Below are 12,418 nucleotides of genomic sequence, written 5' to 3' on the forward strand. Positions count from 1 at the left end.
CCCGCCGCCTGACCCGCGGCGGACGACAGCGACCCGCGAAGGTCAGCCCAGTGGGCCGACCTCCCGTTCGATGGCGGCGCGCAGCTCCGGCCCGGCCAGCACCGCGCGGGCGGCCTCCAGCACCGGGGCGAGGAACACGTCCGGGCCGGGTTCGCCAGCCGCCGTGCCCAGGGCGACCACGGCGGCCCGGCCGGCCGGCGACGGCACCAGCGGCGCGCGCAGTTGCAACCCGCGTACGCCGGCCAGCAACTCCACCGCGAGCAGACTGGTCAGGTTGTCCAACACGGTCCGCAGCTTCTTGGCCGCCGCCCAGCCCATCGAGACGTGATCCTCCTGCATGCCGCTGGTGGGCAGCGAGTCCACCGAGGCGGGCGCGGCGAGCCGACGGTTCTCCGCGACGATCCCGGCCGCCGTGTACTGGGCGATCATCAGGCCGGAGTTGACCCCGGCGTCGGGAGAGAGGAACGCCGGCAGCTCCCGGGAGCGGGTGACGTCCAGCAGCCGGTCCACCCGCCGCTCGGCGATCGCGCCCACCTCGGCAGCGGCGATGGCGAGGAAGTCGGCGGCGAAGCCCAGCGGCGCGCCATGGAAGTTTCCGGTGGACTCGACCCGGCCGTCGGGCAGCACCACCGGGTTGTCCACGACCGACACCAGTTCCCGGGCCGCGACCGTGCGGACGAAGTCCAGGGTGTCCCGGGCCGCGCCGGCCACCTGCGGCGCGCAGCGCATCGAGTACGCGTCCTGCACGGCGTGCGCCAGGTCGTCGCGGTGCGAGTCCATGACGCGGGAGTCCTGCAACAGCCGGTGGATGTTCGCCGCCGACGCCGCCTGGCCGGGATGCGGACGGATGGCGTGCAGCTCGGGCAGGAACGGCCGCTCCGAGCCGAGCATCGCCTCGATGGCCAGCGCGGCGGTCACGTCCGCCATGGCGAACAGGTGCGCCGCGTCGTGGATGGCCAGCAGCAGCATGCCGAGCATGCCGTCGGTGCCGTTGATCAGCGCCAGCCCCTCCTTGGCGGCCAGTTCGATCGGCTTGAGCCCGGCGGCGGTCAACGCGTCGGCGGCGTCCTGCCGCTCGCCGGCCGGGCCGAGCACCCAGCCCTCACCGAGCAGCACGAGCGCACAGTGCGCCAGCGGCGCCAGGTCGCCGGAGGCGCCCAGCGAACCGTGCTCCGGCACCCACGGGGTGATGTCGTGGTTGAGCAGGTCGACGAGCGCCTCGGCGACCAGCGGGCGGACCCCGGAGCGGCCCAGGGCGAGCGAGCGGACCCGCAGCAGCATCATGGCCCGCACCACTTCGCGCGGCATCGGGGCGCCCACCCCGGCGGCGTGCGAGCGAATCAGCGCGTGTTGCAGCTCGGCCCGCCGCTCCGGCGCGACGAACGTGTTGGCGAGCGCGCCGAACCCGGTCGACACGCCGTACACGGGCCGCCCGGCGGCCTCGATGCCGTCCACGATCGCGCGGCTGGTCGCCATCGCGTCGCGGGTGGCCGGGTCGAGGGTCACCGTCGCGGTGCCGCGCGCCACCGCGAGGACGTCGTCAGCGGTGATACCGGTGGGTTGAATGATCACGGTCGTCACTGTGGAACTCCGTTGCGTATTACCTGGTGGATCAGGGGGACACCGGGCCGGTAGGCCAGGTGCAGGTACGACGGCGCGTCCAGGACGACCAGGTCGGCCCGTGCGCCGGGGGTGAGCACGCCGACGTCGTCGCGGCGCAGGGCCCGTGCGCCGCCGGCGGTCGCCGCCCACAGCGCCTCCGCCGGGGTCATCCGCATCTCCCGGACGGCCAGGGCGATGCAGAACGGCATCGACGAGGTGTACGACGAGCCGGGGTTGCAGTCCGTCGCCAGGGCCACGGTGACTCCGGCGTCGAGCAGCCGGCGGGCGTCCGGGTACGGCGAGCGGGTGGAGAATTCGGCGCCGGGCAGCAGGGTGGCGACAGTGCGGGTGCCCGACCCGTCGCTGTGGGCCGTGCCGGCGAGCGCGTCGATGTCGGCGTCGGACAGGTGGGTGCAGTGGTCCACGCTTGCCGCGTCCAGCTCCACGCCGAGCTGCACACCCGGGCCGGGGCCGAGCTGATTGGCGTGCAGCCGTACGCCCAGCCCGGCGGCCTGCCCGCAGGCGAGGATGGCGCGGGCGTGGTCCACGTCGAAGGCGCCCCGCTCGCAGAACACGTCGATCCACTTCGCGTGCGGCGCGGCGGCGGCCAGCATCGGCCCGCAGACCAGTCCGACGTAGTCGTCGGGGCGGTCGGCGTACTCGGCGGGCACCACGTGCGCACCCAGGAAGGTGGTCTCGGTGCTGAACTCGGCAGCGATGCGCAGCGAGCGGGCCTCGTCGGCGACGCTCAGTCCGTACCCACTCTTGATCTCGATGGTCGTGGTGCCCTGGCGCAGCGCCTCCCCGCGCAGCCGGCGCACGGTGGCCCGCAGCTCGTCGTCGCTGGCGGCCCGGGTCGCGCCGACAGTGGTCCGGATGCCACCGCCGGTGTAGGGCTCGCCGGCCATCCGGGCGGCGAACTCGGCGGCCCGGTCCCCGGCGAAGACCAGGTGCGCGTGGCTGTCCACGAAGCCGGGCAGCACGGCGGCGCCAGCGGCGTCGATCCGCCGGTCGGCGGCCGGCGCGTACGCGGCCGGCCCGACCCAGGCCACCCGGCCCTCCTCGATCAGCACGGCCGCCTCGCGGCGGATGCCCAGCGGGCCCTCGCCGACGCCGTTGGTGACCAGCTCGCCGATGTTGTCGACCAGCAGAGCGCTCATGAGCGGATCACCGCCTCGATCGACGCCGACAGTTCGGCCGGCACGTCGACGCTCAGGTGCCGGCCCTCGGCCACCACCACGCGGCCGTCCACCACGACCTGGTCGACGTCGGCCGCCCCGGCCGCGAAGAACGTCCCCACCGGCGGCACCCCGGCGGTGCGGGCGCTGTCGAGTCGTACCGTGACCAGGTCGGCGCGGGCGCCCACGGCGATCCGCCCGGCGTCGGCCCAGCCCAGCGCCGCGTGCCCGGCGGCGGTCGCCATGGTCAGCAGGCCCGCCGGCGTGAAGTGGCCGCGGCGGCGGGTGCGCAGCCGCTCGTCCAGCTCCACCGCCCGGGCCTCCTCGAACAGGTCGATCACGGCGTGGCTGTCGCTGCCCAGGCTCAGCCGGATCCCCGCGTCGGCCATCCGCCGGGCCGGGCCGATGCCGTCGGCGAGGTCGCGTTCGGTGGTGGGGCAGAGGCACACCCCGGTCCGGCTGTCGGCGAGCAGCGTCAGGTCGCCGCTGGTCGGGTGGGTGGCGTGCACGGCTGTGGTGTCCGGCCCGAGCACGCCGTGCTCGGCGAGCAGCGCGGTGGGCGTACGCCCGTGCACGGCCCGGCACTCGTCGTTCTCGGCGGGCTGCTCGGAGAGGTGTACGTGCAGCGGTGCGCGCCGCTCCCGGGCCCAGTCGGCGACCGTACGCAACTGCTCGGCCGGGACCGCCCGCACCGAGTGCACGGCCGCGCCCACCCGGGCGTGCGAGTCCGCCGGCTGGAACGCCGACACCCGCTGCGCCCAGCGGGCCGCGTCGCCGTCGCCGAAGCGCCGCTGCGGCCCCGCGAGCGGCCGGCCGTCCACTCCGGCGCTCAGGTAGCAGGCGTCCAGCAGGGTGAGCCGGATGCCGGCGTGCGCGGCGGCCTCGACCAGCGCCGCCCCCATCGCGTTCGGGTCGTCGTACGCGCCGCCGTCGGGTCGGTGGTGCAGGTAGTGGAACTCGCCGACGCAGGTGATCCCCGCGAGGGCCATCTCGGCGTAGACGGCGCGGGCCAGCGCCAGGTAGGTGTCCGGGTCCAGCCGGTCCGCCACCGCGTACATCCGGTCCCGCCAGCTGAAGAAGTCGCCCCGGCCGCCGTGGGTACGCCCGCGCAGAGCCCGGTGGAAGGCGTGCGAGTGCACGTTCGCGAGGCCGGGCAGGGTCAGGCCGGGCAGCGGCACGGCGTCGGCGTACACGTCCACACCGGCGCTCGGCCGGCCGGGCGCGGCCAACGCGGTCACACCGGTGATCACCCCTGCGTCGGTCTCGATGAGCACGTCGGGCGTGGGCTGGGCGAGATCGGGCAGCCAGGCGTACTCGGCGAGCCAGCGGGTCGGGGTCAGCGGCATGTCAGCTCCTCCAGCACGCGGGCCAGCGCGCGTACCCCGGCGGCGCAGTCGTCGTCGGTCGCGGCCTCGGCGGGGGAGTGCGACACCCCGGTCGGGTTGCGCACGAAGAGCATCGCGGTGGGCAGGTGCGCGGCGAGCACCCCGGCGTCGTGCCCCGCACCGGTCGGCAGCACCGGCGCGTCGAGCAGCGCGGCCAGGCGTCTGGCCAGCCCACCGTCGAAGGCGACCAGCGGGGTCACCGACTCCTCGGTGACGGTCACCTCCGTACCGTCACGGCGGGCCCGCCCGGCGAGCTTGCCCCGGACCGCGTCGACCAGCCCGGCCAGGGTCTCCGGGTCGGCGGCGCGGGCGTCCAGCCAGCCGGTCACCCTCGACGGAATGGCGTTGGTGGCGTTGGGCTCGACGGCGACCCGGCCCACGGTGGCGTGCGCGCCGCGCAGCCGGGCCTCCTTGTTGGCCGCCAGCACCGTGAACGCGTAGGTGAGCATCGGGTCGCGGCGGTCGGCCATCCGGGTCGTACCCGCGTGGTTGCCCTCGCCGACCACGTCGAAGCGCCAGCGGCCGTGCGGCCAGATCGCGCTGGCCACACCGACCGGCGCGTCCGTGTCGGTCAGCGCGCGGCCCTGCTCGACGTGCAGTTCCACGAAGGCGCCGAACCGGCCCAGCAGCTCCGGTCGGGCGCCCGCCGGCCGGGCGCCGAGCGCGTCGGCGAAGCTCACCCCGGCCGCGTCGCGCAGGCCGGCCGCGCGGTCGGCCGCCAGCGCGCCGGTGAGCAGCCGCGACCCCAGACAGGGTACGCCGAAACGGGCGCCTTCCTCCTCGACGAACGCGCCCAGCACCAGCGGTCGGACGGGGGTGACGCCGGCGGCGCGTAGCTCGTCCACGGCCAGGAACGCGCTGACGATGCCGAGCGGCCCGTCGTACGCCCCGCCGTGCGGCACCGAGTCGAAGTGGCTGCCGGTCAGCACCGCGTCGGAGCCCTCCGGGTCGCCCCAGTGGGTGAACAGGTTGCCGTTGCCGTCCTCGGTGACCGGCAGGCCCCGCCGCTGCGCCTGCGTACGGAACCAGGCCCGCAGCTCCTGCTCCGGCTCGGTCAACGCGTAGCGCAGGTAGCCGCCGCTGCCGGCGTCCCGTCCGACCGGCGCGATCTCGTCCCACAGCGCCCGGAACCGGCCGGGAAGGTGGTCCGTCACGAGTTGCCACCCTCGGCCATCGGCACCCGTACCCCGGTGCGCTCGGCGACCTCGCGGGCGCTGTCGTAGCCGGCGTCGACGTGCCGGATGACGCCCATCGCCGGGTCGTTGGTGAGCACCCGCTCGATCTTCTGCCCCGCGAGTGCGGTGCCGTCGGCCACGCAGACCTGCCCGGCGTGGATCGACCGCCCGATGCCGACGCCACCGCCGTGGTGGATCGACACCCAGGACGCGCCGCTGGCCGTGTTGACCAGCGCGTTGAGCAGCGGCCAGTCGGCGATGGCGTCGGAGCCGTCGGCCATCTGTTCGGTCTCCCGGTACGGGCTGGCGACGCTGCCGGTGTCCAGGTGGTCGCGGCCGATCACCACCGGGGCGGAGAGTTCACCGGAGGCGACCATGTCGTTGAACCGCACACCCGCCCGGTCCCGTTCGCCCTGACCGAGCCAGCAGATCCGGGCCGGCAGGCCCTGGAGGGCGACCCGCTCGCCGGCCAGCTTGATCCACCGGGCCAGCGACTCGTTCTCCGGGAACAGGTCCAGGATGGCCCGGTCGGTGGCCGCGATGTCGGCCGGGTCGCCGGAGAGCGCCGCCCACCGGAACGGGCCCCTGCCCTCGCAGAACAGCGGCCGGATGTACGCGGGCACGAAACCGGGGAAGTCGAAGGCCCGCTGGTAGCCGCCGAGCTGCGCCTCGCCCCGGATCGAGTTGCCGTAGTCGAACACCTCGGCGCCGGCGTCGAGGAAGCCCACCATCGCCTCGACGTGCTTCGCCATCGACGCTCGGGCCCGGTCGGTGAACTCGGCCGGCTTCGCGGCGGCGTAGTCGCGGGCGTCGGCCAGCTCGACCCCCACCGGGAGGTACGCCAGCGGGTCGTGCGCGCTGGTCTGGTCGGTCACGATGTCGATCTCGACGCCCCGGCTGAGCAGCTCGGGAAAGACCTCGGCGGCATTGCCGACGACGCCGACGCTCAACGCCCGCCGGTCCCGCTTCGCCGCGAGGACCCGCTCGACGGCGTCGTCCAGCGAGTCGGCCACCTCGTCGAGGTAGCGGTCGTGCACGCGACGGTCGAGCCGGGTGCGGTCCACGTCCACGATCAGGCAGACGCCGCCGTTCATGGTGACCGCGAGGGGCTGCGCGCCACCCATTCCGCCGCAGCCGGCGGTCAGCGTCAGCGTGCCGGCGAGACTTCCTCCGAACCTCTTGGCGGCCACCGCCGCGAACGTCTCGTAGGTGCCCTGGAGGATGCCCTGGGTGCCGATGTAGATCCACGATCCGGCGGTCATCTGCCCGTACATGGTCAGGCCGAGCTGTTCGAGGCGGCGGAACTCCGGCCAGGTCGCCCAGTCACCGACCAGGTTCGAGTTGGCCAGCAGCACCCGGGGCGCCCACTCGTGGGTGCGCATGACCCCGACCGGGCGCCCCGACTGCACCAGCATCGTCTCGTCCTCGCGCAGGTCGGTCAGCGTACGGACCAACGCGTGGTACGACGGCCAGTCCCGCGCCGCCTTGCCGGTGCCGCCGTAGACGACCAGGTCGTCGGGGCGTTCGGCCACCTCCGGGTCGAGGTTGTTCATCAGCATCCGCAGAGCGGCCTCCTGCTGCCACCCGCGGGTGGTGAGCTGGCTGCCCCGTGCGGCACGGATGGGCTGGGTCATCTGCGGTCTCCTCCGGTCAACCGAGGAACAACTGTCGGCGGGCCGCGGAGGCTTCGAACGCCTCCAGACGGCGTTGGGTGTCGGCCGGCGCGGCGTCGCAGATCGCCTGCAACAGCACCATGGCCAGGGTCATCGGGGCGGTGTGCAGGTCGAAGACGAGCTGGGCGCCGACGGCGGCCGGCAGCAGCACGTCGGCGTGTTCGGCGGCCGGGCTGACCGGCGAGTCGGTGATCGCCACGACGGTCAGCCCGGCGGCACGCGCGTCGCGCAGCGCGTCCAGGGTCTCCCGGGGATAGCGGGGCAGCACGAAGGCGAGCACGGCGGACGCCCCGGCCTCGGCGGCCTGCTCCAGGCGGTCGGTGAGCAGGCTGCCGCCGTCGTCGAGCACCCGTACGTCGGGGTGCACCTTGGCGGCGAAGTAGGCGAAGTACGCGGCCAGCGGCGCGGCGGCGCGCAGGCCGAGCACCGGCAGCGGGCGGCTGGTCGCGAGCAGCCGGCCGGTCTCGGCGATCCGGTCGGTGTCGGCGAGCTGACCGGCCAGCCGGTCCAGGTTGCCCATCTCGGCGCGTACCGCCTGCTGGAGCTCGTTGCCGGCGTCCGTCGGCCCGCCGGGCGTCGTGCTGGTGAGGTCGCGCAGCCGGCGGCGCAACGCCGGATAGCCGTCGTGGCCGAGCGCGACGGCGAACCGGGTGACCGAGGGCTGGCTGACCCCGGCCAGTTCGGCGACCTCCGCCGCGGAGAGGTACGCCACGGCCGGGGCGTGTTGCACGAGACAGTGCGCGATCCGACGCTGGGTCGGGGTGAGCCGTACGCCGTCGAACAGGTTGAACACCTGTTCGGCCGACGCCTGGACCGCTCCGTCATTCACTCCGCGACTGTATGCATGAAAACTTTCACAAAGCAAGTAGTGGCTCGATCACCGGCGGATGCCGGCCGAGGAGGGTCAGGTGTGCGAATGGCCGGTACTATCCGCACGGCGGTACAACGGAGGAGTGCGCATGCAGCCGGAAGGCCCCTACAGGTTCACCCACGCGCTCGGCGGGTCTCCGGTGGGGAAGGCGTGGGCCGCGATCGACGAGCAGGGCCGGTTCGTCACAGTGGCGGTGCTCGACGCCACTGTGGCCGCAGCGCCAGGCTGGCGCGAGTCCTTTGCCGGAGTCGCCGATTCGCTGGCGCAGGCTCCGGGTGGGCCGGCCTACACGTACGCCGACTTCTCGGCCGACGCCCCCTGGGTGGCGTACCCGGCCGAGGCGGGTGCCGGGGCCGAAAAGCTGTTCCGGGCCCTCGGCGTCGAATACACCCCCGCTCCGACGGCTGCGCCGCCCACGTCCGCCCCGCCGTCGGTGTCCGCCCCGCCCGTGTCGAGCCCGCCGCAGCCGGTCTCCGCTGTGCCGCAGGCCCCGTGGGCAGTGCAGACAGGTCCCGTCCCCGGCAAGTTGGTGTCCGCGATCCCGCACCCGATCTCCGGCGTACCCATTTCGCCGGCCGAGGTGACGTCGGCGCCACCCGCCCCGGTGATGTCGGCACCTCCCGCGCCGGTGAACTCGGCACCACCCGACACCTACAGCCACGGTCCGACGAACGCCGACCTGTTCGCCTCGCCAGTGCGTCGCATCACCCCCTCCGCACCGCCCAAACGGCGGACCGGCCTCTGGGTCGGAGCCGCAGCGCTGGTACTGGTGTTGCTGGCGGGCGGGGGCGGCCTCGTCGCCTGGGCCGGCCGGGCTGACGACGACAACCCGGCCGACCTGAACGCCGCTGCCGCTGCCACCGCCACCGCCGAATCGCCACCAATGCCTACCGCCCCGCCACAGTCGCCGGGAATCGAGCCGCCGCACGGAGGCAAGTGGCCGGCACAGTGGCCGGGGTTCACCGAACGGGACAACGTGCGGACGCTGACCGGCCTCGAAGGGCTCGGGTTCCCGGTGAAGGTTCCGATGGACTGGTCCTGCACACTTGCCGGTCAGGCCGAGGGGTTCGTCAAGTACAACTGCGGCATGACAGCCTCCGGGGGGTCGCCGATCGGTGGTGAGCTGATCGTTCGGAACTGCCCTGAGCCGTGTGACGAGCAACGCCAGACCACGATGCGGATGAGCGAGGAGGCGTGGGGCGCGCGGTGGATCCGCAGCGGGCAGTACGCCACCTACGCCGAGGCGCTCATCAACGCCGACGGCGAGCAGCGGCACGCCCTGGTCGTCGTCGCCTACTTCCGCAGCGGGGACGGTGTCGTCGACCGGCAGCTCGTGCTCCGCATGACCAGCCCGGTGCCGGAGGCCCAGCAACTGCGCCGGGTCGCCACCTACCTGCGGGACGTCGTGGTCTTCTGAACCTGCCGTGGATACGCGTGCCGACCGGCACGCGTATCCACGTAAATCGCACTCAGCGCCGGGCTTCGGCGATCCAGTCCGTCATACGCGCGGCGAACTGCTGCTCGGAGAACGCGGCGGCATGTGCCCGGATGCGCTCCGGCGACAGTTCCGGCAGGCGGTGGACCAGCGGTACGAAGCTGCGTGGGTCGACGGAGTCGACGAGGAAGCCGGTCTCGCCGTTGTTGACGGTCTCCAATAGACCGCCGCGGCGCAGACCCAGCACCGGGGTACCGCAGGCCTGTGCCTCGACCGGGATTATGCCGAAGTCCTCATGGACCGGGAACAGCAGCGCCCGCGCACCCCAGTAGAGCTGGCGCAGCCGCTCCTTCGAGGGGCGTACCTCGAACGTCACCGCCACCCGGGCTCGCTCGGCGGCGTGGCGGAGCGCGGTCTCCTCGGGACCCGAGCCGGCGATGACCACCGGCAGACCGGCCGCCTCGGCGATCTGAATGATCAGGTCGAAGTTCTTGTACGGGATCCACCGCCCGACCCCGAGCAGGTAGTCGCGGGACTGGCTCTGGTCTGCAGCAGGCGCGGCAGCGAAGTAGTCGACGTCCACCGGAGGGTTGATGACGACCGCGTCGCGCCGCCAGTACCGGGCGATCCGGGCACGCACCTCCTCGGAGTTCGCGGCGTACCCGTGCACGTGGCGGCTGAGCCGCACATCGGCGGTCTGCAGCACACGCCGCGGCAGGGTCAGCAGCGGGTTGGAGCCCCGCCCGTCGAAGTTCGGGCTCCAGATGTATCGGGCGGGGGAGTGCACGTAGCTCAGGTACCGGGTGTGTTCCGTCGAGCCGAGCCGTACGGTGTGGGCGAACGCGTGGCTGGACGAGATGACGAGGTCGAACCGCTCCCGGCTGAGGGTCCGCCAGACCAGCGGCATCAACGGCAGCGCGCCTGCCTTCGTACGGCGCAACGGTGTCTGCGCCAACCAAGATTCCCGCAGGTTGGGCTCGACGGCGTCGTGGTCCTTCCACAACACGAAGCGCTCAGCCTCCGGCAGCAGGTTGCTGATCTGCCGGAAGACGTTCTCGGAGCCGCCGGTCGCCCCGAACCACTCGTGCACGAGCGCCACCCGCCTGCTCGTCAGATGGTCGAGCGGGCGCGTCCCGTCGGCCTCAGGATGGGCGGAAAGATCGTCTACCACTGGTTGCTCCTCATGCCGTGGGGACGCCGGCGTCCGGCCGTACCGGCCAGCCGAGATGGTCGCTGCTCGCCTGTTGCGCTCTGATCTGCGCGTAGCCCTACTGCAACCTCCGGCGCAGCACCCGGGCGGCGACGAAGTGCGGCGCGAAGCCCGCCTCCACGAACTGGATGATGGGCCGGACCTGCGAGTACTCCGCGGAAAGAGCAGCGATCATCCACTGTACGTAGATGAGAACGACTCGCTTGTACGTCAACCTGTACCACACGACGACCGCGAAAAGCAGGTAGATCTTCAGTTCGACGGGACAGGGGTCGAGTCGCCGGATTCGTTGGCCGGCTGCGGTGCTTCCCGCTCCGAGGTGTCGTCCATGCCGGTCACCAGGCCGGTGTGCATCGCCATCGGGTCCTCACTTGATCGCCACCAGGCCGTCCTGCTGAGGCTCGTCCGTGCCGTGGCCGAGCTTCTTCAGGACGAACGACAGGAACGTACGCCGAAGCGAGGGCACGGCCGTTACGTAGCCCACCCAGATCAGCAGGATGGCCACGCACGATGCGATGAGGCGTAGCGGCCCGGCGCCGGCCAGCAGATATCCGGCTACTGCGGCGACGGCCGCGCCGGGCAGCGCGAGGGCGAGCAGGCGTGTGCTGTAGCCCAGCACCGACAGCCACCTCGCCGAGATGAGGAACATCAGGACGCCGCCGATCGAGGACGCCGCGCCGATCGTGAAGGCCCCCCACTGCCTGTACAGCAGGAGGTTCACGGCGATCGGAATGCCGAAGGACAGCGCCATCACGATCGCGACCTGGAAGTTGGCCCCTCGGGCGTTCAGCACTTTTACGAAGGTGTAGCCGAGGACGTGTGCCCAGATCCCGAGCGCGAAGCCCATGAGCAGCACCGACGAGACGTCCACGGCCCGCTCGTCGAACTGGCCTCGGGCATAAAGAAGGGTGACGATCCCCCGGCTGTTCAGCGACAGGATCAGGGCGAGGGGCACGGCCACCAGGATCACCGGCGGGATCAGTCGGCCGAGCCCGTCACCCACCTCATCGGCCTTCATGCGGGCGAACGACGCCAGGCCGGCCAGACCCAGCGGGGCGGCGAGCAGGGCCATGCACGAGTCGACCACGAAGCGTGCGTACTCGGTGGCCGCTACCACCTCGACGCCGAGCAGCGAGCCGACGGCCCGCTCGACCGCGATCGAGCCCTGCAGGATCACGGGAATCAGCAGCAGTGGCCGCAGGCGCCGCCAGAACATCCCGAGGGCCACCTTGGCGGCCGCCCGATCCGGGCGGTGCGAACCAGTGTCGTCGCCTCCGTGCAGGTAGCCCTGACGGCGGATCCAGTAGGCGCCCCAACCCCACAGCACGATGTACGGCACCGTGAAGCCCCACGCCAGCACGGAAACGTGCCCGGTCCTCCAGGCGATCACCGTGGCGAGGATCAGCCCGACGCTCTGGCACGAGGGCCGCAGGTTGATCAGGCGGACGTCGTCGTTGGCCAGGCCGACCAGGGTGTTGAGGTTGTACAGGACGTAGAACGGAACCCCTAGCGCGGCGATGCCGAGCATGGTCGCGGCGATGTCCGCCGTGTGCGGATCCAGCCCCGGCCCCAGGAGCCCAACCCACAGGTCCCGCCCGAAGATCAGCGCCACGGCCAGAAGCAGGGAGAAGACGGCCAACAGCAGGTGCACCGCACGGTGCAATGTCCGCGCCATCGCCGGCCGCTCCTGGCGGTACTGCACGTACAGGGGAAGGAATCCCGCAGTCAGCGCGTCGGCGGTGAAGAAGTTGATCGGAACCAACGTCGCAGTCAGCGCGATACGGTTGGCTGCCACCACCCGCCCCGCCCCGAAGAGCGCGGCCAGCAGCACCTCGCGGAGCAGGCCGAGGATCTTGCCGGCGATGCCGCCGAGGACCAGACGGAAGAAG

The 12,418-nt window shown here is 72.7% G+C and carries 9 protein-coding genes; 1 reads left to right on the forward strand and 8 read right to left on the reverse strand.

Going from position 1 to position 12,418, the window contains the following annotated elements; genetic code table 11:
* Positions 1-42: 42 nt before the first annotated feature.
* From hutH to ACFYPR_RS08475, 6 genes are read right to left on the reverse strand one after another with little or no spacing between them, the layout of a single operon-like run.
* Positions 43-1,581 (reverse strand): histidine ammonia-lyase, encoded by a 1,539-nt coding sequence (gene hutH, locus ACFYPR_RS08450; protein ID WP_387259122.1) that lies wholly within the window; start codon positions 1,579-1,581, stop codon positions 43-45.
* Complete coding sequence (gene hutI / locus ACFYPR_RS08455) at positions 1,578-2,762, reverse strand: imidazolonepropionase (RefSeq protein ID WP_387259124.1); 1,185 nt, start codon at positions 2,760-2,762, stop codon at positions 1,578-1,580. The genes hutH and hutI overlap by 4 nt, the downstream gene beginning before the upstream one ends.
* Positions 2,759-4,126, reverse strand: coding sequence for a formimidoylglutamate deiminase (locus ACFYPR_RS08460; RefSeq protein WP_387259127.1), 1,368 nt, complete (start codon positions 4,124-4,126; stop codon positions 2,759-2,761). Before ACFYPR_RS08460 ends, hutI begins: the two co-directional genes overlap by 4 nt.
* Complete coding sequence (locus ACFYPR_RS08465) at positions 4,117-5,319, reverse strand: allantoate amidohydrolase (protein WP_387259129.1); 1,203 nt, start codon at positions 5,317-5,319, stop codon at positions 4,117-4,119. The genes ACFYPR_RS08460 and ACFYPR_RS08465 overlap by 10 nt, the downstream gene beginning before the upstream one ends.
* Positions 5,316-6,974: a urocanate hydratase gene (gene hutU / locus ACFYPR_RS08470; RefSeq protein WP_387259132.1), complete on the reverse strand. Its 1,659-nt coding sequence runs from the start codon at positions 6,972-6,974 to the stop codon at positions 5,316-5,318. The genes ACFYPR_RS08465 and hutU overlap by 4 nt, the downstream gene beginning before the upstream one ends.
* Positions 6,975-6,990: 16 nt before the next feature.
* Positions 6,991-7,842, reverse strand: a complete 852-nt coding sequence (locus ACFYPR_RS08475; protein ID WP_355133132.1) for a MurR/RpiR family transcriptional regulator — start codon at positions 7,840-7,842, stop codon at positions 6,991-6,993.
* 130 nt (positions 7,843-7,972) lie between these two features.
* Here ACFYPR_RS08475 and ACFYPR_RS08480 point away from each other — a divergent pair, with 130 nt between their 5' ends.
* Positions 7,973-9,301 carry a hypothetical protein gene (locus ACFYPR_RS08480; RefSeq protein ID WP_387259134.1) on the forward strand — a complete coding sequence of 443 codons (1,329 nt, stop codon included), beginning with the start codon at positions 7,973-7,975 and terminating at the stop codon, positions 9,299-9,301.
* Positions 9,302-9,353: 52 nt separating this feature from the next.
* Here the strand turns inward: ACFYPR_RS08480 and ACFYPR_RS08485 are convergent, their stop codons facing one another.
* Both ACFYPR_RS08485 and ACFYPR_RS08490 read right to left on the reverse strand, forming a co-directional pair.
* A complete protein-coding gene (locus ACFYPR_RS08485; RefSeq protein ID WP_354855142.1) occupies positions 9,354-10,418 on the reverse strand; it encodes a glycosyltransferase in 1,065 nt (354 codons plus the stop codon).
* A gap of 478 nt (positions 10,419-10,896) precedes the next feature.
* Positions 10,897-12,360, reverse strand: coding sequence for a lipid II flippase MurJ (locus ACFYPR_RS08490; protein WP_355066928.1), 1,464 nt, complete (start codon positions 12,358-12,360; stop codon positions 10,897-10,899).
* Positions 12,361-12,418: the final 58 nt, after the last annotated feature.

Origin of the sequence: Micromonospora sp. NPDC005254 (assembly GCF_042872525.1) — a bacterium.
In the GTDB taxonomy this organism is placed as follows: Bacteria; Actinomycetota; Actinomycetes; order Mycobacteriales; family Micromonosporaceae; genus Micromonospora.